Consider the following 24,388-nt stretch of genomic DNA (forward strand, 5'->3'; position numbering starts at 1 on the left):
AGAAAAACCGTGGCTGAGAACTACGACGTCATCATCATCGGCTCCGGCCCTGGCGGCTATGTCACGGCGGTGCGTTCCGCGCAGCTTGGCTTCAAGACGGCGATCGTCGAGCGCGAGCATCTCGGCGGCATCTGCCTCAACTGGGGCTGCATCCCGACCAAGGCGCTGCTGCGCTCGGCCGAGATCATGCACTATTCGGATCATCTGAAGGATTACGGGCTGAAGCTCGACGGCAAGGTCAGCGTCGACACTTCAGCCGTGGTCGACCGCTCGCGCAAGGTGTCGCTGCGGCTCAATGGCGGCGTTGCCTTCCTCATGAAGAAGAACAAGGTCGACGTCATCTGGGGCGAGGCCAAGCTTTCGAAGCCGGGCGAGATCGTCGTGTCGAAGACGGCCAAGAAGCCGATGGAGCCGCAGCCGCCAGTGCCGAAAGGCGTCAAGGGCGAGGGCACCTATACCGCCAAGCACATCATCCTGGCGACCGGCGCCCGGCCGCGCGCGCTGCCCGGCATCGAGCCGGACGGCAAGCTGATCTGGACTTATTTTGAAGCCATGGTGCCGAAGGAGATGCCGAAGTCGCTGCTGGTCATGGGGTCGGGCGCCATCGGCATCGAATTCGCCTCCTTCTACCGCACCATGGGCGCCGAAGTGACGGTGGTCGAGCTGCTGCCTGCGGTGATGCCGGTCGAGGATGCCGAAGTCTCGAAATTCGCGCAGAAGCAGTTCGAGAAGCAAGGCATGAAGATCATCCTCGAAGCCAAGGTGACCAAGGTCGAGAAGGGTGCCAACTCGGTCACCGCGCATGTCGAGATGAAGGACGGCAAGGTCGAGAAGATCACCGCCGATCGGATGATCTCGGCCGTCGGCGTCCAGGGCAACATCGAGGGCCTCGGACTTGAGGCGCTTGGCGTGAAGACGGAGCGTGGCTGCGTCGTCATCGATGGTTACGGCAAGACCAACGTGCCGGGCATCTACGCCATCGGCGATGTCGCCGGCCCGCCGATGCTCGCCCACAAGGCCGAACATGAGGGGGTCGTGTGCATCGAGAAGATCGCAGATTTTCCTGGCGTGCATGCCACCGACAAGCTGAAGATTCCGGGCTGCACCTACTGCAATCCGCAGGTCGCCTCGGTTGGCCTGACGGAAGCCAAGGCCAAGACCGAGGGCAAGGACATCCGGGTCGGGCGCTTCCAGTTCGCCGCCAATGGCAAGGCGATTGCGCTCGGTGAGGATCAGGGTTTCATCAAGACCATCTTCGACAAGAAGACCGGTCAATTGCTCGGCGCCCACATGGTCGGTGCCGAAGTGACCGAACTGATCCAGGGTTTTGTCGTGGCGATGAACCTGGAGACGACCGAGGAAGAGCTGATGCACACCATCTTCCCGCACCCGACGCTGTCGGAGATGATGAAGGAAAGCGTGCTCGACGCCTATGGCCGCGCGCTCAACGCGTGATAAATTGAAAGCGCTGCTACAGATGGAACCCGGCGGCAAGGTACTTCGTTTGCGGATGCGTTTTCACGTATCCCACAAGGAGAAGGCATATGCACCTGAATGGCGTCGGCTGGATAGCAGCCATCATCATCGGCGGCCTGGCAGGCTGGTTCGCCGAAATGTTCATGAAGAGCAACACCGGCATCTTCATGAACATCGTTATGGGCATCGTCGGCGCGGTCGTGCTGAACGCCATTCTGCAGGCTCTCAATTTTGGCCCGTTCGGCGTCGGCTGGATTGCCTATCTGATCACCGGCTTTATCGGTGCCTGCCTGCTGATCTGGGCCGGGCGTCTGGTGCGCCGTTAGCATCACTGAAGAGTTGCTATGCGAAAAAGGCTGTTGCGGCATGCGCCGTGGCGGCCTTTTTCTTTGCGTTGAAAAGTCTTAGATGACGTTATGACAGCGAACGCCTGACTGGCGTCGCGAATGAACCAGGTTTCCCGATGGTCACTGTCTTCGATACGATCGCCAACGCCCCGCGCTTGCGGCATCCGGAAAAGGCGCACAAGCCTGATCAGGACGTGCTGCGCAAGCCCGACTGGATCCGCGTCAAGGCGCCGGTGTCGAAGGGCTATGCCGAAACGCGCGAAATCGTCAAATCGCACAAGCTGGTGACGGTCTGCGAAGAGGCCGGCTGCCCCAACATCGGCGAATGCTGGGAAAAGAAGCACGCCACCTTCATGATCATGGGCGAGATCTGCACCCGCGCCTGCGCCTTCTGCAACGTCGCCACGGGCATTCCAACAGCGCTTGACCCGGATGAACCGGCCCGCGTCGCGCATGCGGTCAAGCAGATGGGCCTTACCCATGTGGTCATCACCTCGGTGGACCGTGACGATCTCTCCGATGGCGGTGCGCAGCATTTCGCTGAAGTCATTCGTGCCATCCGGGCCGCGACGCCTTCGACGACGATCGAAATCCTGACGCCCGACTTTCTGCGCAAGGACGGCGCGCTGGAGATCGTCGTGGCCGCCAAGCCCGACGTCTTCAACCACAATCTCGAAACCGTACCGTCGAACTATCTGACGGTTCGTCCGGGCGCCCGCTATTTCCATTCGATCCGGCTGTTGCAGCGGGTCAAGGAGCTTGATCCGTCAATCTTCACCAAGTCCGGCATCATGGTGGGGCTGGGCGAGGAACGGAATGAAATCCTGCAGCTGATGGACGATCTGCGGTCCGCCAATGTCGATTTCATGACCATCGGCCAGTACCTGCAGCCGTCGAAGAAGCACCATCCGGTGATCCGCTTCGTCACGCCGGAGGAGTTCAAATCCTTTGAGACGATCGGCCGGACCAAGGGTTTCCTGCTGGTGGCGTCTAGTCCGCTGACGCGTTCATCGCATCACGCCGGCGACGATTTCGCCAAGCTGCGCGCGGCACGGGAAGCGATTCTCAAGAAATCAGCTTAACTCGCTGGTTCCATGCCAAAATTCGAAGCCACCCGACGCGTATCCCATACACCCGAGCAGATGTTCGCTTTGGTCGCCGATGTTGAATCCTATCCGCAATTCCTGCCGCTTTGCGAAGCGCTGACGGTTCGCTCGCGCAAGGAGCGTGACGGGCGCACTGTTCTGCTTGCCGACATGAGCATCGGCTACAAGGCCATCCGCGAAACCTTCACGACGCAGGTGCTGCTGAAGCCCGCCGAGAACGCCATCGACGTGAAATACATCGACGGGCCGTTCAAATATTTGAGCAATGTCTGGCGTTTCGAACCCGACGGCGCCGGTTGCGCCGTCCGCTTCTTTATCGACTACGAGTTCAAGAGCCGTATTCTGGGCGCGGTCATGGGAACCATGTTCGATCGCGCCTTCCGCATGTTCGCCGAAGCCTTTGAGAAGCGCGCCGACGTCATCTACGGTGCAGCACCGCGGGCCCAAGGTTAGCCGAGTGCTTGCAGGCCCAGTTCCAGCGCTTGCCGGACCGTCTCGCGACGAATGAAATCGCGGCCTTTGTCTGCAAAGAGCTGGTGCTCGGCGACAATCGGTCGGCCGACCAGCGCAACCCCGAACCAGACCAGGCCGACCGGTTTTCCCGCCGAACCGCCGCCAGGCCCGGCGATCCCGGTAACAGCCAGGGTCAGCCCGGCGCGCGAACGGGCAAGCGCGCCTGTTGCCATTTCGATCGCAGTCTCGCACGAAACCGCGCCATGCGCCTCAAGCGTGAGTGCGGAAACACCGAGCATGTCCATCTTGGCTTCGTTGGAATAGGTGATGAAGCCACGATCGATCACGGTGGACGAGCCGGCGATGTCGGTCAAGGCGGCGATGATCATGCCGCCGGTGCAGCTTTCCGCCGTTGCCAGCATGATGCCGCGTCTCTGGCAGGCTTGCAGCAGGGCATTTGCCAACTCGTTGTGGGTCATTCCGGCACCTCGCCGGGAAACACCACGCTGGCGGTGGCGATCGCCGCAATGCCTTCCTCGCGCCCGACAAAGCCGAGCTTCTCATTGGTTGTGGCCTTGATCGAGATGCGATCCGGCGTAATCGCCAGCATCTGCGAAAGGGCTGCGGTCATGGCCTCGCGATGCGGCCCGACGCGCGGCGCTTCGCAGATCAGCGTGATGTCGGCATTGGCGATGCGGCCGCCGCGCGCGCGCACCAGCCTTGCCGCATGCTCGACGAATATGCGCGACGCAGCGCCTTTCCACTGCGGGTCGGATGGCGGAAAATGCGTGCCGATGTCGCCTGCGCCGCAAGTCGCCAGCAGCGCATCGGTCAAGGCGTGCAGACCGACATCGGCGTCGGAATGGCCGGACAGCTTCTTGTCGTGTGCAATGGCGACGCCACACAAAGTGACATGGTCTCCCGGTTCGAAGGCGTGGACGTCGTAGCCATTGCCGGTACGGATATCGGGAAAGCGCACGCGTTCGCCGGAAAGCCGCTGGTCCGCCATCGCAATATCCCGTGCCCAGGTGAGTTTGACATTGTCGGGCGAGCCCGGAACGATCTTGACCGGAATATGCGCCCATTCGGCGATCGCGGCATCGTCGGTAAAATCCATTCTTCCCAGATGATGGGCTTTCTCGTGCGCGGCAAGAATGGGCCAGAACGGAAAGCCCTGTGGCGTTTGCGCCGCGTGAAGACCGCTGCGCGATACGGTTTCGCCAACCACGCCGGAGGCCGATTCGCGCTTCAGCGTGTCGGCGACGGGCAAAGCGGGCAACGCGCCCTCGCGCTCGCCGATGGCGGCAATGGTGCGATCTATCAGGTCCGCATCGACAAACGGGCGGACGGCGTCGTGGATCAGAACCTGCGCCGGCGCGTGGCCTCTAAGGGCAAGCAGGCCGAGCCGGACGGATTCCTGCCTCGTCGCCCCGCCCATGATGGCGGTGACGCGCTCGGCATTGGCGCCCGCCGCCTGCCGGAACAGTTCGTGGTCATCGGCATGAATGGCGACGACGATCTCGCTGGTCCGCGGGTGGGCCAGAAAAATGTCCAGCGTGTGTGCAATGACGGCAAAGCCGCCAATGTGTTGATATTGCTTCGGTCCGTTGGCCTGTCCGGCGCGCGCACCACGGCCGGCCGCAACGATCACCACCGCGACCCTGCCATCCGCATCCGGAACGTAATTTTCACTTGCGTCAGTCATGCCCGTTTGGTCCTAGCGCACGATCCCGAAAAGTGTAATCGGTTTTCGGAAAGATCGTGCGCTAAGTATGAAATTCCAAAGCGTCCTTTGAGCGTCCTGAGGGACGCGCGGCGCTTTCGGCGCGGCTAAAGCCGAAGGCCAGCATTTCCCAATTGCGCCTTAATGTGGCGTCATTCCGCGTTGCACATTGCGCCGGTTCTGGCTAGAGAATGTGCAACGAATGAAGATGCTTGGTTTTTGTGCATGGTTAACTTGACCAAATTGCCTGCCTTGACCAAATTGGCAGGGCCGCTCGATGTCGGTGGTGTGAGAATCCGCAATCGCGTGTTCCTCGCACCAATGTCGGGGATTACGGACGAGCCGTTCCGGCAGCGTGCCCACGCGCATGGAGCGGGCCTGGTCGTGTCCGAAATGGTTGCCAGCGGAGAGCTCGCCAAGGGCAGGGCCGGTTTCAACCTGCGCATACGCCACTCCGGCCTGCCCGTCCATATGGTTCAGCTAGCAGGCCGTGAAGCGATGCACATGGCCGAAGGTGCCAGAATCGCCGCGGGTGAGGGCGCCGACATTATCGACATCAACATGGGCTGCCCGGCCAAAAAGGTCACAGGCGGTTATGCCGGTTCGGCATTGATGCTGGATCTCGACCACGCACTGTCGCTGATCGACGCCGTGGTCGGCGCGGTCGACGTGCCGGTGACGGTCAAGATGCGGCTCGGCTGGGACGAAGGCGCGCTCAACGCGCCGATGCTCGCGCGCCGCGCCGAGCAGGCCGGTGTCAGCATGGTGACCGTGCATGGCCGCACGCGCTGCCAGTTCTACCAGGGCAAAGCCGACTGGCGCGCCATCGCCCGCGTCAAGGAAGCCGTGTCCATCCCGGTCGTCGCCAATGGTGACGTCTCTTCGCCGGCGGAAGCGGCCGACATTCTCGATCAATCGGGTGCCGACGCCGTGATGATCGGCCGTGCCCATTATGGCGCGCCCTGGATCGCAGGCGGCATTGCGGCCGCGGCGACCGGCGAGGCGACGCCAAACATGCCACGGGACTCGACGGCGCTCGCCGACTACATCGTGGCCCACTATGAGGACATGCTGGCGCTCTACGGTGCCGAAAGCGGCCTGCGCCAGGCGCGCAAGCATCTTGGCTGGTATCTTGATCGGCATGCCGACGGCGTCGCCGACGACAGCCGAAAGGCCATACTGACCGCACTGGAGCCCGCGCGCGTCATTGCCTCGCTGCGCGATGTGTTTTCGCGCGATCCGCAACCCTTGGACCTGCGGAGCGCCGCATGAACGCCGCCGCCGGCCAGGGCGCTGAAATGGCGGATGCCGCCCAAATCGTGCTCAACACCATCCGTCGCCCGGTGATCATGATCAGCGAGGAGGGGTTCATCACCTTCGCCAACGCCGATGCGGAAGACTTTTTTCGCTCAAGCGCGACCATGCTCGCCCGCAACACGCTGTCAAAACTTATTCCCTTCGGCAGCCCGCTGCTGACACTGGTCGACCAGGTGCGCGAGCGCCGGGCCCCGGTCAACGAGTATCGGGTCGACGTGTCGTCGCCTCGGCTCGGCATCGAGAAGGTCGTCGATCTCTACGTCGCGCCGGTGCCGGAATTTCCGGGCTCGGTGGTGGTGATGTTCCAGGAACGCTCGATGGCCGACAAGATCGACCGGCAGATGACGCATCGGGGCGCGGCACGTTCGGTCACCGGTCTGGCGGCGATGCTTGCCCATGAGATCAAGAACCCGCTCTCAGGCATCCGCGGCGCTGCCCAGTTGCTCGAACTGTCGGCTTCCGACGAAGACCGCGCGCTGACGCGGCTGATCACCGACGAGACCGACCGCATCGTGTCGCTGGTCGATCGCATGGAGGTGTTTTCCGACGAGCGGCCGATCGACCGCTACCCCGTCAACATCCATGTCGTTCTCGACCATGTGAAGGCGATCGCCAAGAACGGTTTTGCCAAGAGAATCAAGATATTGGAGGACTATGATCCTTCGTTGCCTCCGGTGTTTGCCAACCGCGACCAGCTGATCCAGGTGTTCCTTAACCTGGTCAAGAACGCCGCCGAGGCGATCGGCAGCGACCCGCAGGGCGAGATCGTGCTGTCGACCGCCTTCCGGCCGGGCATCCGCGTTTCCGTCCCCGGCACGCAAGATCGCGTATCGCTGCCGCTGGAATTCTGCGTGCGCGACAACGGCTCCGGCGTCTCCGAAGACATCTTGCCGATCCTGTTTGACCCGTTCATCACCACCAAGCCGAACGGCTCGGGGCTGGGGCTGGCGCTGGTCGCCAAGATCGTCGGCGAGCATGGCGGCATCATCGAATGCGAATCGACGCCGCGTGGCACCACGTTCCGCATCCTGATGCCGACCTGGAAAGAAGCGCCAAACGGCGCCGATGATGACGGTGAAGGAGACCGCAAATGACCGTTCGCGGCAATATTCTCGTCGCCGACGACGATGCGGCGATCCGCACTGTCCTCAACCAGGCGCTTTCGCGCGCCGGTCATGAGGTGCGCGTCACCTCCAACGCTTCGACGCTTTGGCGCTGGGTGGCGGCGGGCGAGGGCGATCTTGTCATCACCGATGTGGTCATGCCGGACGAGAACGCCTTCGACATGCTGCCGCGCATCAAGAAGGCGAGGCCGGAGCTGCCGGTCATCGTCATGAGCGCCCAGAACACGTTCATGACGGCGATCCGCGCCTCCGAAACCGGCGCTTACGAATATCTGCCTAAGCCGTTCGACCTGACCGAACTGCTCAACATCGTCAACCGGGCGCTTTCCGAGCCGCGTCGGCCGAAGATCGACGCGCGGCCGGAAGAGCAGCCCGATGCAATGCCGCTGGTCGGCCGCTCGGCCGCCATGCAGGACATCTACCGCATGCTGGCGCGCATGATGCAGACCGACCTGACGGTGATGATCTCGGGCGAATCTGGCACCGGCAAGGAGCTGGTGGCACGCGCGCTGCATGAATATGGCCGCCGCCGCGGCGGCCCCTTCGTCGCCATCAATATGGCGGCGATCCCGCGCGACCTGATCGAATCGGAACTGTTCGGTCACGAGAAGGGCGCCTTCACCGGCGCACAGAATCGCTCGACCGGGCGCTTCGAGCAGGCTGAAGGCGGCACGCTGTTCCTCGACGAAATCGGCGACATGCCGATGGAGGCGCAGACGCGTCTGCTGCGCGTGCTCCAACAGGGTGAATATACGACGGTTGGCGGACGCACGCCGATCAAGACCGACGTGCGCATCGTCGCCGCCACCAACAAGGATCTGCGCACGCTGATCAACCAAGGGCTTTTTCGCGAGGATCTGTTCTATCGCCTCAACGTCGTGCCGCTCCGGCTGCCGGCGCTGCGTGAGCGCTCCGAGGATGTGCCGGACCTCGTCCGCCACTTCTTCAAGCTCGGCGAGATGGAAGGCCTGCAGACCAAGCGCATCTCGTCCGGCGGCATCGAACTGATGAAGCGCTATCCTTGGCCGGGCAATGTGCGCGAACTGGAAAACCTCGTTCGCAGGCTCGCCGCGCTCTATTCGCAGGACGAGATTTCCGCCGAAATCATCGAGGCCGAGCTGAAGACCGGCGAACGTCCGGTGGTGCCGGGTGGCGGCAATCTCATTCCCGACGATTTGTCGATCGGTCAGGCGGTCGAGCACTTCCTGCAGCGCTATTTCGCTTCCTTTGCCGGCGACTTGCCGCCAGCGGGGCTTTACCAGCGCATCCTGTCCGAGGTCGAGTTTCCGCTTGTCCTGGCCTCGATGACGGCAACCCGCGGCAACCAGATCAAGGCCGCGGAACTGCTGGGCTTGAACCGCAACACGCTGCGCAAGAAGATTCGCGAGCTCGGCGTCAACGTCTACAAATCATCGCGGCAGGGCTGAGCCTTGATCTGAGCCCGCGCTCTTTTCAGGGGATCGGCTCGCGAAAGATTTCCGTCTCGGTCACACTTGTTGCATAATCGCCACAATGCGTTGCATACATCCGACGCAATCATGGCTCTAGACGGCGACATGGCTCCGCAGGCACCGACAACAAACCAACCGCTTTTCAGCGAACCCGGCGCTCGTGACGGGCGCCGGCTGCTTGCGCTGCCAGGCGTGATCGCGGTCATCGGCGCGCTGATGATGGCGGCGATCTCGTTCACCATCCTCGTTGGCGCCACGCCGATCACACCGAACGAGTCGACGACGCTGGCGCTGATTGCCCTCAACGCGGCTTTCGTCCTGTTTCTTATCGCGCTGGTCGGGCGTGAGGTGCACCGCATCCTGATGGCGCGCCGGCATGGCAAGGCCGCTTCGCGGCTGCATGTGCGCATTGTCGCCATGTTCGCCCTGGTTGCCGCCATTCCCGCCATCATGGTGGCCATCATCGCGTCGATCACGCTCGACATCGGCCTCGACCGCTGGTTCGAGATCCGCACCAAGACGATCGTCAATTCATCGCTCTCGATCGCCGACGCCTATGTCCAGGAAAATGCCCGCAACCTCCAGGGCACGACGCTGTCCATGGCCTATGATCTCGATGCGTCGCGCACGCTCTACGGCCTTGATCGTACCGGCTTTCTCGACCTGATGAACAAGGAAGCCGTGGGCCGTTCGCTGGCCCATGCGGCGCTGATCAAGCCGGACGGCTCTTTCGTCATGAGCGCCAAGACCGATACGGATTTCGCCATGCCCGAGCCGCCGGAAGGCGCGGTGGCCAGCGCTACCGATGGCAAGCCGGTGCTGATCGAACCGAAAACGCGCAACATCATGGGCGCCATCGTCAAGCTGCGGGAGATCGAAGGACTCTACCTCTACACCATTCGGCTCGTCGATCCCGAAGTGATCAAGGCAAGGCAGATCGTCAGGTCCAACACCGACGAATATCGGGGGCTGGAAGATAACCGCCGTACCTCTCAGGTGGCCTTCGCGCTGCCCTATCTGTCGTTGACGCTCATCATCATCCTGTCCGCGATCTGGACCGGCATTGCGGTCGCCGACCGTCTGGTGCGGCCCATTCGCCAGCTCATCGGCGCCGCCGACGAGGTCGCGACCGGCAATCTCGACGTCGCGGTTCCCGTCAGGCCTTCGGACGGCGATGTCGCCTCGCTTGGCGACACCTTCAACAAGATGCTTCTCGAACTGAAGTCGCAGCGCAACGAGATCCTGTCCGCCAAGGACCTGATCGACGAACGGCGCCGCTTCTCGGAAGCTGTGCTTGCCGGCGTTACCGCCGGCGTCATCGGCGTCGATCCCTACGGCATCGTCACCATCGTCAACCGCTCGGCCGAGGCGATGCTGGCGATTTCGGCCAGCGCAGCCCTTGGGCAGAATCTTTCCGCCGTGCTGCCGCATGTCGGCCGCGTCTTCGAGATCGGCCGCAAGTCCGGCAAACCCGTCTATCGTGAGCAGGTGACCTTCTACCGCGCCGGTGCCGAGCGGACCTTCAACGTGCAGATCACGATCGAGGCCGGCGACGACGGCTCGGAGGAAAAATCCTATGTGGTGACGGTCGACGACATCACCGACCTGGTTCAGGCGCAGCGCTCGTCGGCCTGGGCGGACGTGGCGCGGCGTATCGCCCACGAGATCAAGAACCCGCTGACGCCGATCCAACTCTCGGCCGAACGTATCAAGCGCCGTTACGGCAAGGTGATTACCGAGGACCGCGAGGTTTTCGACCAATGCACCGACACCATCATCCGTCAGGTTGAGGATATCGGCCGTATGGTCGACGAATTCTCGGCGTTCGCGCGCATGCCGAAGCCCGAGATGAAGGCGATAGATCTGCGCGAATCGCTGCGTGAGGCCTCGTTTCTGGTCGAGGTCAGCCGCGCCGACATCACTTTCGAGCGGATCTTCGGCACGGAGCCGCTCAAGGGCACTTTCGACAGCCGCTTGATGGCGCAGGCTTTCGGCAATGTGATCAAGAACGCCGCCGAGGCCATCGACGGATTGGAACAGAAGGACGGTTCGCACGGCATAATCCGGATTCAAGCCGGGCGCCAGAATGGTGCGATTCGAATCGACGTCATCGACAATGGCAAAGGCCTGCCGCGCGAGAATCGCCAACGGCTGCTCGAGCCCTACATGACCACACGCGAGAAGGGCACCGGACTTGGCCTCGCTATCGTCAAGAAGATCGTGGAGGACCATGGCGGCAGGCTGGAACTACACGATGCTCCAGCGGACTTCCACGATGGGCGCGGCGCGATGATCAGCATCATCCTGCCGCCTGCGGCCGCAACGGCTCCGCGCGGCGAAAGCAGGGCGGAAAACGAAAGAGAAACTGAAAAGGTCGGTAATGGCGTCTGATATTCTCATCGTCGATGACGAGGAAGACATCCGTGAGCTCGTCGCGGGCATACTGAGCGACGAAGGTCACGAAACCCGCACGGCATTCGATGCTGACAGCGCGCTCGCTGCTATAGCTGATCGCGCGCCGCGGCTGATTTTCCTCGATATCTGGCTGCAGGGCTCGCGCCTGGACGGGCTGGCGCTGCTCGACGAGATCAAGACCATGCATCCGACCTTGCCGGTGGTGATGATTTCCGGCCACGGCAACATCGAAACGGCGGTCTCCGCCATCCGTCGCGGCGCCTATGACTTCATCGAAAAACCGTTCAAGGCCGACAGGCTGATCCTTATTGCCGAACGTGCGCTCGAGACCTCGAAATTGCGGCGCGAGGTTTCCGACCTCAAGCTGCGCAGCGGCGAAACCTTCGATCTGATCGGCATGTCGTCGGCGATGAGCCAGTTGCGCCAGACCATCGAACGCGTCGCGCCGACCAACAGCCGCGTGATGATCATCGGACCGTCTGGCTCGGGCAAGGAACTGGCCGCGCGCGCCATCCACACGCTGTCGGCGCGCAAGAGCGCACCTTTCGTGACGCTGAGCGCCGCCAACATCACGCCCGAGCGCATGGAGATCGAGCTGTTCGGCACCGAATCGAATGGCGTCGAGCGCAAGGTCGGCGCGCTGGAGGAGGCCCATCGCGGTATCCTCTACATCGACGAGGTGGCCGACATGCCGCGCGAGACGCAGAACAAGATCCTGCGCGTGCTGGTCGAGCAGCAGTTCGAGCGGGTAGGGGGAACCAAGCGGGTCAAGGTCGATGTCCGCATCATCTCCTCGACCTCGCAGAACCTCGAAGCGATGATTGCCGACGGGCGTTTTCGCGAGGATCTTTACCATCGTCTGGCGGTTGTTCCGGTCATCGTGCCGGGATTGGCCGAGCGGCGCGAGGATATTCCCTACCTCGTCGACAATTTCATGAAGCAGATCGCCCGCCAGGCCGGCATCAAGCCGCGCCGCATCGGCGACGACGCGCTGGCCGTGCTGCAGGCGCACAACTGGCCGGGCAACGTTCGCCAGCTGCGCAACAATGTCGAGCGCCTGATGATCCTTGCGCGCGGCGACGACGTCGATGCGCCGATCACCGCGGACCTTTTGCCGGCCGAGATCGGCGATGTCATGCCGCGAACGCCGAATCAATCCGACCAGCACATCATGGCGCTGCCGCTGCGCGAGGCGCGCGAACAGTTCGAGAAGGACTATCTGATCGCCCAGATCAATCGGTTCGGCGGCAACATCTCGAAAACCGCCGAGTTCATCGGCATGGAGCGCTCCGCGCTGCACCGCAAGCTGAAGTCGCTGGGCGTCTGAGCGCGACATATCCAGCCGCCGCGCCCGGGCCAAGCATTTGCCGGTTACGGCGGCGGTGGAATCGCATAAGAAAGCCCCGAGAATCCTAGAGGTTGCCCATGCCGCGCATTGCCTATGTCAACGGGCGCTATGTCACGCACGCCGACGCCGCCGTCCATATAGAGGACCGTGGCTATCAGTTCGCCGACGGTGTCTATGAGGTCTGCGAGGTGGCGCGTGGTTTCATCGTCGATATGCCGCGTCACCTGGCCCGGCTGAACCGCTCGCTGACCGAATTGTCGATCGCCTGGCCGGTCACCTCTCACGTGCTGCCGCTCATTTTGCGAGAGGTGGTCAATCGCAACCATGTCGCCAATGGCCTGGTCTACGTGCAGGTGACGCGCGGCGTTGCCAGCCGCGACTTCGTCTTCCCTTCCGCCGACACCAAGCCGTCCCTGGTGGTGACCGCCAAGAAGGCCGATCCGGCGGCTGGAGCAAAGCGAGCCGAGACCGGCATCGCGGTCATCACCGTGCCCGAAAACCGCTGGGACCGGGTCGACATCAAGACCGTCGGGCTGCTGCCCAATGTATTGGCCAAGCAGAAGGCCAAGGAAGCTGGCGCGCAGGAAGCCTGGTTCGTCGACGGTGAAGGCAACGTCAAGGAAGGCGGCTCGTCCAATGCCTGGATCATCACCCGGGACGGCGTCCTGGTCACCAGGCCGGCCGAGCACGGCATCTTGCGCGGCATCACCCGCACGACCATGTTCGAAGTGGCGGCCAAGCTTGGCCTGAAGATCGAGGAGCGCGGCTTTTCCGTCGCCGAGGCCAAGGCGGCACGCGAGGCGTTCATCAGCTCCGCAACGACAATCGCCATGCCGGTGGTGGCCATCGACGGCGATACGGTCGCCAATGGGCACCCCGGCTCAATAACACTTTCGTTGCGGCAGGCCTTTTTTGACATTGCGGAAAAAAGTCCAGCCTGATAACCGCACAGGTGGAATGAACATCAATATATCTCGTTCTGCTTGTCGTTACTGACGACAAGACGGTGTTTGCGAGCTTGACATGCGCCCGTTAATTTGGCGCATTGGCTTGCAAACCGAAGGGGATCGGCGAAAGACAAGAACAATGGCGGAACGATCGCAAAACCTTCAGGACCTGTTCCTGAATTCAGTTCGCAAGAGCAAGAACCCGCTCACCATCTTCCTCATCAACGGCGTGAAGCTGACCGGCGTGGTCACTTCGTTCGACAATTTCTGTGTCCTGCTGCGCCGCGACGGTCACTCCCAGCTCGTCTACAAGCACGCCATTTCCACGATCATGCCGAGCCAGCCGGTTCAGATGTTCGATGGCGAGGAAAGCCAGGGCGCCTGATTGGCACGTGAGAAAGACGCGGACGCCACCGTTCGCGGAAAACCAACACATCATCCCGGGACGGAAGCCAAGGGCCCGACCCGGGCTGTTGTCATTGTGCCCGTCCTTACCCGCCACCAGCGCAACGACGACGAAACCAATCGTCCTCGGTTGATGCGTTCGGCTGATGCTCGTCACGACGAGGCCGTCGGCCTTGCTCGCGCCATCAACCTGGATCTGATCCACACTGCGGTGGTGACCGTCAACGATCCGCGCCCGGCGACGCTGCTCGGCAGCGGCAAGGTTGCGGAGTTCGCGGAAATCGTCAAAGAGGGACATGCGGAAGTGGTCGTCGTCGACCATCCGCTGACCCCGGTGCAGCAGCGCAATCTCGAGAAAGAGCTGAACGCCAAGGTGCTGGACCGCACCGGGCTGATCCTCGAGATCTTCGGCGAGCGCGCGCGCACCAAGGAAGGCACGCTGCAGGTCGAGCTCGCCCATCTCAACTACCAGAAGGGCCGCCTCGTGCGCAGTTGGACCCATCTGGAGCGCCAGCGCGGTGGCGCCGGCTTCCTCGGGGGCCCCGGCGAAACACAAATCGAATCCGACCGGCGGCAGTTGCAGGAAAAGATCATCAAGCTGAAGCAGGAGCTGGAAACGGTGCGGCGCACGCGCGACCTGCACCGCGCCAAGCGCAGGAAGGTGCCGTTCCCGGTGGTGGCGATTGTCGGCTATACCAACGCCGGCAAGTCGACGCTGTTCAACCGGCTGACCGGGGCGGATGTACTGGCGCAGGATATGCTGTTCGCCACGCTCGACCCGACGCTTCGGCGCGTACGCCTGCCGCACGGCACGCCGATCATCCTCTCCGACACTGTCGGCTTCATTTCGGACCTGCCGACGCATCTGATCGCGGCTTTCCGCGCCACCCTGGAAGAGGTGGTCGAGGCCGATCTTGTGCTTCATCTGCGCGATATTTCCGATCCGGACACCGCGGCACAAGCGGAAGATGTCGAGCGCATCCTGGCCGACCTCGGTGTCGACGCCGGCGACGCCAAGCGCGTGATCGAAGTGTGGAACAAGATCGACCGGCTCGACGAGGGCAACCGGACCCGGCTGCTTGCAGACGGCGCCAATGCCAGCAAGGCGCCGCCGATTGCGGTGTCGGCTGTGACCGGCGAGGGCATCGATGCGCTGAAGGCGATCATCGAAACGCGGATGGCGGGCGAGCTCGAAGACCTGACGGTGACGATCGAGCCGGCACAGTTCGGCCTTGTCGACTGGCTTTACCGCAATGGCGATGTCGTTTCGAGAAGCGACAATGATGACGGCAGCGCCACCATCTCGCTCAAGGCCACGCAAAGCGCCCGCGAAGAGATCGAAAGCAGATTGCGTCGCAAAAACAACGGGTAATGTGACTTACTTCGCGGCCTTTGCTTCCTGCCACAGCGCTTCCATCTCGGCCAGACCAGCCTTTTCCAGCGTGCTGCCGGATTTTTCCAGGGCCTGTTCGACATAATGGAAGCGTGAGCGGAATTTTTCGTTCGTGCCGCTCAGTGCTGCTTCCGAATCGAGCTTGAGGTGCCGTCCGAGATTGACGACGGCAAACAGCATGTCGCCGAACTCGTCCTTGATCGAGGCCGTGTCGCCCTTGGCCAGTGCCTCGCGCAGTTCGCCGATCTCTTCCTCGATCTTGTCGAGGATGGGCGCCGCCTCGCTCCAGTCGAAGCCGACGCGGGCGGCCTTCTCCTGTAGTTTCAGCGCCCGGGTCAGTGCGGGCAGGGCGACCGGCACGCTGTCCAGAAACCCCTTGCCATTGTCTTCGGGATCGAGACCACGCGCGAGGCGGGCGCTTCGTTTCTCCGCCTTCTCTTCTGCCTTGATCTTTTCCCACATGCCCTTGGCCATGCCGGCGCTACGGGCTTCTTCGTCGCCGAAGACATGCGGATGGCGTCGGATCATCTTGGTGGTGATCGCCTGAACCACGTCAGGGAAGGCGAATTCGCCGACCTCCTCGGCCATCTGTGCGTGATAGACGACCTGCAGCAGAAGATCGCCGAGCTCGTCGCGCAGATCGTCAAGGTCGCCGCGCGCGATGGCGTCCGCCACCTCATAGGCTTCCTCGATCGTGTAGGGCGCGATGGTCGAGAAATCCTGTTCGATATCCCAGGGACAGCCGGTCTTCGGCGCCCGCAGCGCCGCCATGATCTCGATCAGGCGCGAAATGTCTTTTGATGGCGTCATCTAGAGCTATTCCAGGAAAAGTGTGAAACGGTTTTCTGTCCGGAATTGCGTCAAAACAGTCTATCGGATGCTATCCCGCGACCGGCCGCGCGGCCAACGCTGTCAGCCGGCGCGGAAGCCTTGTCCACAGACGAGCCGCGTCAATCAAGAACCGAAACGATCGCCTTGGCGAGTTCGTCCATGCCGTCCTCGGGCAGTCCGGCGACATTGATACGGCTGTCGCCGACCATGTAGACGCCGTTCTCGGCACGCAGCCGCTCGACCTGCGCTTCCGTGAGGCCAAGGCGGGAGAACATGCCGCGATGGCTGGCGACGAAGTCGAAGCGGTCCGAATTGGACTGCCGGCGCAGCGCTTCGGCGAACTGCACGCGTAGCCTGAGCATGCGCAGGCGCATCTCTTCGAGCTCGGCTTCCCAGTCGGCGCGCAAGGTGGCGTCTTCGAGCACGATGCGCACGGCCGCCGCACCATGGTCCGGCGGCATCGAATACATGGCGCGCGCCGCCGACAGCATCTGGCTCATCGCCACATCCGCCTGTGCGCCATCCCTGGCCAGGATCATCGCCGCGCCGACGCGGTCGCGGTAGACAGCAAAATTCTTCGAGCAGCTCGACGCCACCACCATCTCCGGAACTTTCGCCGCCAGCAGGCGCAAGCCGAGGGCGTCGGCCTCGAGGCCATCGCCAAAGCCCTGATAAGCGATGTCGACGAAGGGCAGCAGCTCGCGCTCGACGACCAGATCGGTAACGGCTGCCCACTGTGCCGCATCCAGATTGGCGCCGGTCGGGTTGTGGCAGCAGCCATGCAGCAACACGACGTCGCCGTTCTTTGCGGTCCGCAGGGCCGCCAGCATGTCGTCGAAGCGAACGGCGCCCGATGCGGCGTCGAAATAGGGATATTCACGGATCTGCAGGCCGGCGGCGCGCATCACCGGCATATGGTTCGGCCAAGTCGGGTCCGACAGCCAGATGGTTGCATCCGAGCGTGTCCGCTTCAGCAGTTCCGCCACCAGCCGCAGTGCGCCGGAACCGCCGGGCGCCTGTGCGGCTCGGATGCGCGTCATGTCGGCGCCCGGACCGAAAGCGAGCTTGGCCATCACTGTGTTGAAGCCGGTATCGCCGGCAAGGCCGAGATAGGTCTTGGTGTCCTGACCCTCCAATAGCCGCTTTTCGGCTTCGCGCACGGCGCGCATGACCGGCGTCTTGCCGTCGCGATCCTTGTAGACGCCGACACCGAGATCGACCTTGTCTGGACGCGGATCGGCACGATAAAGGCCGATCAGGGCCAGGATCTTGTCGGCAGGGGCGGGCTGCAGGGTCTCAAACATCGATAGGGCTCCAATGGCGGCGGAGTGATACGCAAATCGGTCGCGTTTCGCCAGCGGTTTTAGCTAGGTGATCCAGCCTGAGACGGGGGTGCCGGGAAGCCTGCCCTGCACGCTCCCCGTGATATGGACGGGGTTCGGTGCGGAACCCATTGATGCGCGTGGGAAAATGACCAGCCAACATCAACAGAGCCACCACGCCATCGTCCGCGCCGGCATGAGCGCTTCCGTGCGCAATTTCGGCTTTGCCGGGGCCAGTGGTCAGGCCCCACCGTATTTCCCAGCCTGCCGCAACAGATAGGCGATCGCGCCCAGCACCATCAAGGCCAGCCCGAACCATGTCAGGGCATAGGCCAGATGGTTGTTGTGGAACGAAACGACCGTCAGGCCGCCGACCGGCCACCCTCCCGGATTGGGCGTGGCATCGGCATCGATGAAATAAGGAGCGACACGCCCGAGGCCTTGCGTCGTGGCGATCGCCTGCACATCGCGCGAATACCAGCGGTTGGCGGCCGGATCGTTGCTACGCAGGAAGCCGCCTTTCGGTTCGCTGATGCGCAACAGGCCGTGAATTCCGGTGTGATCGCCCGAGGGCTTGCCTGCGAGGCGGGTTGCCGGATCGCGCTTGTCCGTCGGCACGAAGCCCCTGTTCACCAGAATCGTGAAGCCATCATCCGCTCGGAACGGCGACATTACCCAGAAGCCCCCGCCGAGATCGGTGACCGCCTGGACCAGGGTCTCGCGATCACCGAGAAACCGGCCCGTGACGGCAAGCTGGCGATACTCGCCATCCCTGGCGTTGATCGCTGGCCAGGCCGAAGGCGCCGGGGCGGCCACAGGTACTGCCTTGAGACGCTGGTCGACACGCTCGATCAGGTCGAGTTTCCAGACGCGGCGCTCCAGCTGCCAGACACCAAGCGCCGAAAAGCCGGTGATGCCGATGGCCCCGCAAAGGCAAAGCACCAACAGCGTCCATGGTGAACGCGTAACCCTTTGGCCGTCGCCTGTATTCGAATGCGGTATCGTCCGTGCCTGTTCGTCCAAAGCCAGGTCCCTCTCTCAGGGTATCTGACTCATGTCATGGCCGGGCATCATGTTGACGTTCAGATGGTACATGACCCAGAGTGAGCCCGTCAGCGCGATCACCACCAGGATGAGGGTGAAGATCAGGGCCATCATGGTCCAGCCGCTCTCCGACCTGGTGTTCATATGCAGAAAGAACACCATGTGGACGATGATTTGCACGACGGCGAAGGCCATGATGGCAATTGCCGACGCCATCTGATTGCCGAGCGCGTTGGTCATGACCAGCCAGAAGGGAATGGCGGTCAGCACGACGGACAGGCCGAAGCCTGTCAGATAGCCGCGCAGCGAGCCGTGATCGACGCCGTGATGCGCGTGGCTCTGGTCGCTGGTGTCTGTGTGGTGGCCGGCGCTCATCGCAACATTCCCATCAGATAAACGAAGGTGAAGACGCCGATCCAGATGACGTCGAGGAAGTGCCAGAACATGCTCAGGCACATCAGGCGCCGCTGGTTCGCGGCGATCAGCCCGTGCCTGGAGACCTGCACCATCAGCACCACCAGCCAGATCAGGCCGAAGGTGACGTGCAGGCCGTGCGTTCCGACCAGCGTGAAGAACGACGACAGGAAGCCGCTGCGCTGCGGCGTCGCCCCCTCGTGGATGAAATGGGCGAATTCGTAGAGTTCGATGCTGAGAAAGGCGAGGCCGAACAGGCCAGTGATCACCAGCCACACCTGCATGGGTTTCACCCGTCCCTTCGCCATCTCCAGCATCGCGAAGCCGTAAGTGATGGAGGACAGGAGCAGCATGGTGGTGTTCAGCGCGACCAGCGGAAGATCGAACAGGTCCTTCGGCGCGGGTCCGGCCGCGTAATTGCCACCGAGCACGCCGTAGACCGCGAACAGCATCGCGAAGATGAGGCAGTCGCTCATCAGATAGATCCAGAAGCCGAGCATGGTGCTGCTGCCGCTCTCGGCATGGCCGTGGTCGTCTTCCAGGTGGAAGACCGTGTCGTCGATCACCGTGTCGGCGTGTGCCATGGTGCTTATCCCGCCTGGCTGGTGGCTGCGAGCAGGCGTGTCCGCTCGTCCTCGACGCGGGTGACGTCACTGGACGGAATGTGGAAGTCCCGGTCGTAGTTGAAAGTATGCGCTATGGCGTAGCCGATCAGGGCGACGAAGCTGACGATCGCCAGCCACCAAATGTACCAGATGAGCGCCATGGCAAGCACCACGCTCAACCCGGCCAGGACGACGCCGGCTCCGGTGTTGCGCGGCATGTGGATGTCGCGGAAGCCCGTCAACGGACGCTGGTAGCCGCGATTCTTCATGTCCGTCCAGGCGTCGAGATCGTGGACGACCGGCGTGAAGGCGAAATTGTAGGCCGGCGGCGGCGAGGACGTCGCCCATTCGAGCGTACGCCCGTCCCACGGATCGCCGGTATCGTCGCGAAGCTGCTCGCGCCGGCGCACGCTGACGAAGATCTGGATGAGGAAGGACAGGATGCCAAGCAGGATCAGGAAGGCGCCGAAGGCGGCGATGATGAACCAGATCTGCAGCGAGGGATCCTCAAAGGTGCGCAGCCGGCGCGTTACGCCCATCAAGCCGAGGATGTAGAGCGGCATGAAGGCGAACCAGAAGCCGACCACCCAGAACCAGAACGACATCTTTCCCCAGAACGGATCAAGCCGGAATCCGAATGCCTTGGGGAACCAGTAGCTGATGCCGGCAAACAGGCCGAACAGCACGCCGCCGATGATGACGTTGTGGAAATGCGCGACCAGGAACAGGCTGTTGTGGAGCACGAAGTCGGCTGGCGGAACCGCGAGCAGCACGCCGGTCATGCCGCCGACCACGAAGGTCAGCATGAAGGCGACCGTCCACATCATCGGCAGTTCGAAGCGGATGCGGCCGCGGTACATGGTGAACAGCCAGTTGAATATCTTGGCGCCTGTCGGGATCGAAATGATCATCGTTGTGATGCCGAAGAACGAGTTGACGCTCGCTCCCGATCCCATGGTGAAGAAGTGATGCAGCCAGACCAGGTAGGACAGGATGGTGATGACGATGGTTGCATAGACCATCGATGTGTAGCCGAAGAGCCGCTTGCCGCAGAAGGCCGAGGTCACTTCGGAAAATATGCCGAAGGCCGGCAGGATCAGGATGTAGACCTCGGGGTGGCCCCAGATCCAGATCAGGTTCACGTACATCATCGGATTGCCGCCGAAGTCGTTCGTGAAGAAGTTGGTGCCGACATAACGGTCGAGAGCCAGCAGGGCCAGCACCGCCGTCAGCACCGGGAAGGCGGCGACGATGAGCACATTGGTGCAGAGCGCGGTCCAGGTGAAGATCGGCATTCTCATCATGGTCATGCCTGGCGCGCGCATCTTGACGATGGTGCAGACCAGGTTCACGCCCGACAGCAGCGTGCCGACGCCCGCCACTTGCAGGGCCCAGATATAATAATCGACGCCGACATCGGGACTGTAGCCGATACCCGACAGCGGCGGATAGGCAAGCCAGCCGGTGCGGGCGAATTCGCCGACGAACAGCGACATCATGACGATGACCGCGCCGCCGACCGTCATCCAGAAGCTGAAATTGTTGAGGAACGGAAACGACACGTCGCGCGCGCCGATCTGCAGCGGGACGACGAAATTCATCAGGCCCGTCACCAGCGGCATCGCCACGAAGAAGATCATGATCACGCCGTGCGCGGTGAAGATCTGGTCGTAGTGATGCGAATTGAGGTAGCCTTCCGAACCGCCGAAGGCCATCGCCTGCTGGAGCCGCATCATGATGGCGTCGCTGAAGCCGCGCAGCAGCATGACGATGCCGAGCACCATGTACATCACACCGATGCGCTTGTGGTCGACGCTGGTGAACCATTCGCGCCACAGATAGCCCCAGAGCTTGAAATAGGTCAGTGCGCCGACGAGTGCCACGCCGCCCAGCGCGACGACTATGAAGGTCGCGACCACGATGGGTTCGTGCAGCGGCAGCGACTCGAGCGTAAGCCGGCCGAAGATCGCCTTGAGAAAAGCAGGATTGTCGAACATGTCTTGCGTGGCGCCTCAGGAGTTGAAGGGCGACCGAAGCGTGCCGGTTGCGGAAGGTGACGGCAGTCGGATCGACAGGGGCAGTGGCCGTTGCAGACCAGCGCCGACTATCGGCGTCGAGGTCATCGGCGTGACGGATTGATCGGCCTTCGAAGCCGCCAGTGCTTCTTCGGTCGTGCATATGCTGGCGACATAGGATGGGGCAGGGCCGAATATCGTGCCGCGCCGGGCGAACTTGTCATACAGCAGCGGCAGGGTGTTGCGGATGCCGGCCATTCCCAGACCGCCCTTGGCATCGATCTGCGACATCTCGCTCATGCACATCTTGCCGGGCTCGACGCACATGTTGAGGATCGCCTTGTAGAGATCGGCATCCACCGCCGCATAGTGGCGCACGGGTTGGTTCTCGCTGGGCTGTTCGAGCTCCAGATAGCCGTTTCGGTCGAGCTTGCCGCCGCCGTCCTTTGCCTTCGCGATCCATGCCTGGAAACCGGCATCGTCTAGGCCGTGGAACGCGAAGCGCATTCCCGAGAAGCCGGCGCCGCTGTAGTTGGCGGAGAACCCTTCATAGTCGCCGGACTTGTTTATGACGGCGTGCAGCCTGGTTTCCATACCCGGCATCGCATAGATCTGGCCGGCCAGTGCTGGAATGTAGAAGGAGTTCATCACCGATGCGGAGGTGATGCGAAAGCTGATCGGCCGGTCGACCGGCGCAGCCAGTTCGTTGACAACGGCGACGCCATACTCGGGATAAAGGAACAGCCATTTCCAGTCGAGCGCGACGACTTCGACCTCAAGCGGGCGCACGTCCGGCGGCACCGGCTTGCCGGCCGCGACACGTCCGATCGGACGATAGGGGTCGAGCAGATGGGTGCCCATCCAGGTCACTGCGCCCAGGCAGATGATGATCAGAAGCGGCACCGCCCAAATGACGAGTTCGAGGTGGGTCGAGTGGTCCCAATCCGGCTCGTAGCGCGCCTCGCGGTTGGACTGGCGGTATCGCCAGGCAAAGAATATGGTGAGAGCCATCACCGGTATGATGACGATCAGCATCAGTGCCGTGGACACCATCAGCAGGTCGCGCTGCTGCGCTGCGACGTCGCCGGCAGGGTTCATGACGACCATGCTGCAGGAGCCGAGCGATGCCAGCAGGGGCAGCAGGAAAAGGGTACGGAGACGGCTCAATGTATGACCTGTCGGTTGTTCCCCCCAGTGCTAGCCGCACCGCGGCAATGAAGGCATTGGACAATTTGTCCAATGCCGCAATGACGCGGCAGGCGTCATCAAAGCATCTGGCCCGCGCACATGGCAAGCGATCGTATGAGACCGCGGCGGGGCGACGGAGAATGCTGTGAGCCCAACTTCGAAGATGGAAGCCGACGCAAGACGGATCAACGCGCGGCATCATGAGGTGAAGCCCGGCGAAATCGCCGTTGGCGTCATCATCGGCAGGACGTCGGAATTCTTCGACTTCTTCGTCTACGCGATCGCTTCCGTCATCGTTTTTCCGAAGCTCGTATTTCCTTATGCCGACCCGTTGACCGGCACGCTCTACTCCTTCGCCATCTTCGCGCTTGCCTTCATCGCGCGGCCGATCGGGACGGCGATCTTCACCGCGCTCGACCGCGCCTACGGCCGCAGCGCCAAGCTCACCATCGCGCTGTTCCTGCTGGGGACCTCGACCGTGTCGATCGCCTTCGTGCCCGGTTACGACCAGATCGGCCCGGCTTCGGCCTGGCTGCTGGCCATGTTCCGGATCGGTCAGGGACTGGCGCTGGGCGGGACATGGGATGGACTTGCCTCGCTGCTGGCGTTGAATGCGCCCGAAAAGCGCCGCGGCTGGTATGCGATGATCCCGCAGCTGGGCGCACCACTCGGGCTCATCGTTGCCAGCGCCCTGTTTGCATATTTCGTCGGCAACCTGTCGGCCGAAGACTTCTTCAGCTGGGGTTGGCGCTACCCGTTCTTCGTCGCCTTCGCTATCAATGTCGTCGCCCTGTTCGCACGGCTGCGCATCGTGGTGACGCCGGAATACACCAAACTGTTCGAAGGCCAGGAACTGGAGCCGACTTCCGTCCGTGAGACGTTGCGCGCCGAAGGGCGCACTGTCGTGCTCGGCGCCTTCGCGCCGCTGGCGAGCTTCGCTCTGTTCCACATGGTGACGGTGTTTCCTCTGTCCTGGATTTTCTTGTTCACGCGAGAGGGACCGGCCCGGTTCCTGGTCATCGAGACGATCGGAGCCTTCTTCGGCCTGGCGGCAATCGCGATCTCGGGCTTCGTCGCCGACCGGGTTGGGCGCTGGCCCTTGCTAGGAGGCTCGGCGGTGGCCATCGCCGTTTTCAGCGGTTTCGCGCCACAGCTGCTCGATGGCGGCTTCGTCGGAGAGTCCGTCTTCATGGTATTGGGCTTCGTCCTGCTCGGCCTGTCGTTCGGCCAGTCTTCAGGAGCACTCGCCTCGAACTTTTCAAAGACCTACCGCTATACAGGTGCTGCGCTGACCTCGGACCTCGCCTGGCTGTTCGGCGCCGGCTTCGCCCCCATTGTCGCCCTGTTCCTGTCCGCCCATTTCGGGCTGATCTCATCAGGCGCCTATCTGTTGTCGGGAGCGCTATGCACGCTGCTGGCGCTGAGGCTCAACCAGCGCCTGGATCGGACGCCCGCTTGAGTAAC

At 62.6% G+C, this 24,388-nt stretch carries 22 protein-coding genes; 13 read left to right on the top strand and 9 right to left on the bottom strand.

Going from position 1 to position 24,388, the window contains the following annotated elements; translation table 11 throughout:
* Positions 1-9: 9 nt before the first annotated feature.
* The 4 genes from lpdA to NKH52_RS05825 all read left to right on the top strand — a co-directional run bounded on the left by lpdA (position 10) and on the right by NKH52_RS05825 (position 3,382).
* On the top strand, positions 10-1,455 hold the full coding sequence (gene lpdA / locus NKH52_RS05810; RefSeq protein ID WP_352728766.1) for a dihydrolipoyl dehydrogenase: 1,446 nt from the start codon (positions 10-12) through the stop codon (positions 1,453-1,455).
* 89 nt (positions 1,456-1,544) lie between these two features.
* Complete coding sequence (locus NKH52_RS05815; protein WP_023812036.1) at positions 1,545-1,802, top strand: GlsB/YeaQ/YmgE family stress response membrane protein; 258 nt, start codon at positions 1,545-1,547, stop codon at positions 1,800-1,802.
* Positions 1,803-1,939: 137 nt separating this feature from the next.
* The gene (gene lipA, locus NKH52_RS05820; protein ID WP_352728764.1) at positions 1,940-2,905 is read left to right on the top strand and encodes a lipoyl synthase; all 966 of its coding nucleotides are present in this window, start codon (positions 1,940-1,942) and stop codon (positions 2,903-2,905) included.
* 12 nt (positions 2,906-2,917) lie between these two features.
* A complete protein-coding gene (locus NKH52_RS05825) occupies positions 2,918-3,382 on the top strand; it encodes a type II toxin-antitoxin system RatA family toxin (protein WP_352728762.1) in 465 nt (154 codons plus the stop codon).
* On the opposite strand, the gene NKH52_RS05830 is transcribed toward NKH52_RS05825, so the two are convergent.
* Together NKH52_RS05830 and NKH52_RS05835 are read right to left on the bottom strand one after the other, a co-directional pair.
* The gene (locus NKH52_RS05830; protein WP_352728760.1) at positions 3,379-3,861 is read right to left on the bottom strand and encodes a CinA family protein; all 483 of its coding nucleotides are present in this window, start codon (positions 3,859-3,861) and stop codon (positions 3,379-3,381) included. The two genes, NKH52_RS05825 and NKH52_RS05830, sit on opposite strands and share 4 nt — an antisense overlap.
* The gene (locus tag NKH52_RS05835; RefSeq protein ID WP_352728758.1) at positions 3,858-5,087 is read right to left on the bottom strand and encodes a bifunctional 2-C-methyl-D-erythritol 4-phosphate cytidylyltransferase/2-C-methyl-D-erythritol 2,4-cyclodiphosphate synthase; all 1,230 of its coding nucleotides are present in this window, start codon (positions 5,085-5,087) and stop codon (positions 3,858-3,860) included. Before NKH52_RS05835 ends, NKH52_RS05830 begins: the two co-directional genes overlap by 4 nt.
* A gap of 261 nt (positions 5,088-5,348) precedes the next feature.
* Between NKH52_RS05835 and dusB the strand changes: the two genes are divergently transcribed.
* The 8 genes from dusB (at position 5,349) to hflX (ending at position 15,484) form a co-directional block, all read left to right on the top strand.
* On the top strand, positions 5,349-6,377 hold the full coding sequence (gene dusB, locus NKH52_RS05840) for a tRNA dihydrouridine synthase DusB (protein ID WP_502908012.1): 1,029 nt from the start codon (positions 5,349-5,351) through the stop codon (positions 6,375-6,377).
* A complete protein-coding gene (locus NKH52_RS05845) occupies positions 6,374-7,516 on the top strand; it encodes a two-component system sensor histidine kinase NtrB (protein WP_352728754.1) in 1,143 nt (380 codons plus the stop codon). The genes dusB and NKH52_RS05845 overlap by 4 nt, the downstream gene beginning before the upstream one ends.
* The gene (gene ntrC, locus NKH52_RS05850; RefSeq protein ID WP_023812028.1) at positions 7,513-8,973 is read left to right on the top strand and encodes a nitrogen regulation protein NR(I); all 1,461 of its coding nucleotides are present in this window, start codon (positions 7,513-7,515) and stop codon (positions 8,971-8,973) included. Before NKH52_RS05845 ends, ntrC begins: the two co-directional genes overlap by 4 nt.
* Positions 8,974-9,102: 129 nt before the next feature.
* Positions 9,103-11,388, top strand: coding sequence for a sensor histidine kinase NtrY-like (locus NKH52_RS05855; RefSeq protein WP_352728752.1), 2,286 nt, complete (start codon positions 9,103-9,105; stop codon positions 11,386-11,388).
* Positions 11,378-12,739 carry a nitrogen assimilation response regulator NtrX gene (gene ntrX, locus NKH52_RS05860; protein WP_023812026.1) on the top strand — a complete coding sequence of 454 codons (1,362 nt, stop codon included), beginning with the start codon at positions 11,378-11,380 and terminating at the stop codon, positions 12,737-12,739. Before NKH52_RS05855 ends, ntrX begins: the two co-directional genes overlap by 11 nt.
* A gap of 98 nt (positions 12,740-12,837) precedes the next feature.
* Positions 12,838-13,701 carry a D-amino-acid transaminase gene (locus tag NKH52_RS05865; protein WP_352728750.1) on the top strand — a complete coding sequence of 288 codons (864 nt, stop codon included), beginning with the start codon at positions 12,838-12,840 and terminating at the stop codon, positions 13,699-13,701.
* Between the two features lie 145 nt (positions 13,702-13,846).
* Positions 13,847-14,092: an RNA chaperone Hfq gene (hfq, locus tag NKH52_RS05870; protein ID WP_006202172.1), complete on the top strand. Its 246-nt coding sequence runs from the start codon at positions 13,847-13,849 to the stop codon at positions 14,090-14,092.
* Positions 14,093-15,484 (top strand): GTPase HflX, encoded by a 1,392-nt coding sequence (hflX, locus tag NKH52_RS05875; RefSeq protein WP_352552042.1) that lies wholly within the window; start codon positions 14,093-14,095, stop codon positions 15,482-15,484. It abuts the gene before it with no gap.
* A gap of 6 nt (positions 15,485-15,490) precedes the next feature.
* Here the strand turns inward: hflX and mazG are convergent, their stop codons facing one another.
* The 7 genes from mazG to cyoA form a co-directional block, all read right to left on the bottom strand.
* Positions 15,491-16,315 (bottom strand): nucleoside triphosphate pyrophosphohydrolase, encoded by an 825-nt coding sequence (gene mazG, locus NKH52_RS05880; protein WP_352728748.1) that lies wholly within the window; start codon positions 16,313-16,315, stop codon positions 15,491-15,493.
* Between the two features lie 140 nt (positions 16,316-16,455).
* Positions 16,456-17,640, bottom strand: coding sequence for an amino acid aminotransferase (locus tag NKH52_RS05885; protein ID WP_352728746.1), 1,185 nt, complete (start codon positions 17,638-17,640; stop codon positions 16,456-16,458).
* 258 nt (positions 17,641-17,898) lie between these two features.
* Entirely contained in the window at positions 17,899-18,600 is a 702-nt protein-coding gene (locus NKH52_RS05890) for an SURF1 family protein (RefSeq protein ID WP_352728855.1), read from the bottom strand.
* Between the two features lie 96 nt (positions 18,601-18,696).
* Positions 18,697-19,077, bottom strand: coding sequence for a cytochrome o ubiquinol oxidase subunit IV (gene cyoD, locus NKH52_RS05895; RefSeq protein WP_352583183.1), 381 nt, complete (start codon positions 19,075-19,077; stop codon positions 18,697-18,699).
* Positions 19,074-19,700 (bottom strand): cytochrome o ubiquinol oxidase subunit III, encoded by a 627-nt coding sequence (cyoC, locus tag NKH52_RS05900; protein ID WP_023812019.1) that lies wholly within the window; start codon positions 19,698-19,700, stop codon positions 19,074-19,076. The genes cyoD and cyoC overlap by 4 nt, the downstream gene beginning before the upstream one ends.
* 5 nt (positions 19,701-19,705) lie before the next feature.
* A complete protein-coding gene (gene cyoB, locus NKH52_RS05905) occupies positions 19,706-21,718 on the bottom strand; it encodes a cytochrome o ubiquinol oxidase subunit I (protein WP_352728744.1) in 2,013 nt (670 codons plus the stop codon).
* A gap of 15 nt (positions 21,719-21,733) precedes the next feature.
* Positions 21,734-22,903, bottom strand: coding sequence for a ubiquinol oxidase subunit II (gene cyoA / locus NKH52_RS05910; protein ID WP_352728742.1), 1,170 nt, complete (start codon positions 22,901-22,903; stop codon positions 21,734-21,736).
* A 184-nt stretch (positions 22,904-23,087) separates the two neighbouring features.
* On the opposite strand from cyoA, the gene NKH52_RS05915 reads away from it, so the two are divergent.
* Entirely contained in the window at positions 23,088-24,383 is a 1,296-nt protein-coding gene (locus NKH52_RS05915; RefSeq protein ID WP_164780145.1) for an MFS transporter, read from the top strand.
* Positions 24,384-24,388: the final 5 nt, after the last annotated feature.

This window comes from Mesorhizobium sp. M1066 (assembly GCF_040318635.1).
Lineage (GTDB): Bacteria > Pseudomonadota > Alphaproteobacteria > Rhizobiales > Rhizobiaceae > Mesorhizobium.

Excerpts from the sequence above, each read along its gene's own strand:
- NKH52_RS05845 (WP_352728754.1), top strand. The coding sequence starts at position 6,374 with ATGAACGCCGCCGCCGGCCAGGGCGCTGAAATGGCGGATGCCGCCCAA.
- cyoC (WP_023812019.1), bottom strand. The coding sequence starts at position 19,700 with ATGGCACACGCCGACACGGTGATCGACGACACGGTCTTCCACCTGGAA.
- mazG (WP_352728748.1), bottom strand. The coding sequence starts at position 16,315 with ATGACGCCATCAAAAGACATTTCGCGCCTGATCGAGATCATGGCGGCG.
- NKH52_RS05815 (WP_023812036.1), top strand. The coding sequence starts at position 1,545 with ATGCACCTGAATGGCGTCGGCTGGATAGCAGCCATCATCATCGGCGGC.
- NKH52_RS05825 (WP_352728762.1), top strand. The coding sequence starts at position 2,918 with ATGCCAAAATTCGAAGCCACCCGACGCGTATCCCATACACCCGAGCAG.
- ntrX (WP_023812026.1), top strand. The coding sequence starts at position 11,378 with ATGGCGTCTGATATTCTCATCGTCGATGACGAGGAAGACATCCGTGAG.
- NKH52_RS05835 (WP_352728758.1), bottom strand. The coding sequence starts at position 5,087 with ATGACTGACGCAAGTGAAAATTACGTTCCGGATGCGGATGGCAGGGTC.
- ntrC (WP_023812028.1), top strand. The coding sequence starts at position 7,513 with ATGACCGTTCGCGGCAATATTCTCGTCGCCGACGACGATGCGGCGATC.
- hfq (WP_006202172.1), top strand. The coding sequence starts at position 13,847 with ATGGCGGAACGATCGCAAAACCTTCAGGACCTGTTCCTGAATTCAGTT.
- NKH52_RS05885 (WP_352728746.1), bottom strand. The coding sequence starts at position 17,640 with ATGTTTGAGACCCTGCAGCCCGCCCCTGCCGACAAGATCCTGGCCCTG.
- lipA (WP_352728764.1), top strand. The coding sequence starts at position 1,940 with ATGGTCACTGTCTTCGATACGATCGCCAACGCCCCGCGCTTGCGGCAT.
- NKH52_RS05830 (WP_352728760.1), bottom strand. The coding sequence starts at position 3,861 with ATGACCCACAACGAGTTGGCAAATGCCCTGCTGCAAGCCTGCCAGAGA.
- NKH52_RS05855 (WP_352728752.1), top strand. The coding sequence starts at position 9,103 with ATGGCTCCGCAGGCACCGACAACAAACCAACCGCTTTTCAGCGAACCC.
- NKH52_RS05915 (WP_164780145.1), top strand. The coding sequence starts at position 23,088 with ATGGAAGCCGACGCAAGACGGATCAACGCGCGGCATCATGAGGTGAAG.
- cyoB (WP_352728744.1), bottom strand. The coding sequence starts at position 21,718 with ATGTTCGACAATCCTGCTTTTCTCAAGGCGATCTTCGGCCGGCTTACG.
- cyoD (WP_352583183.1), bottom strand. The coding sequence starts at position 19,077 with ATGAGCGCCGGCCACCACACAGACACCAGCGACCAGAGCCACGCGCAT.
- NKH52_RS05865 (WP_352728750.1), top strand. The coding sequence starts at position 12,838 with ATGCCGCGCATTGCCTATGTCAACGGGCGCTATGTCACGCACGCCGAC.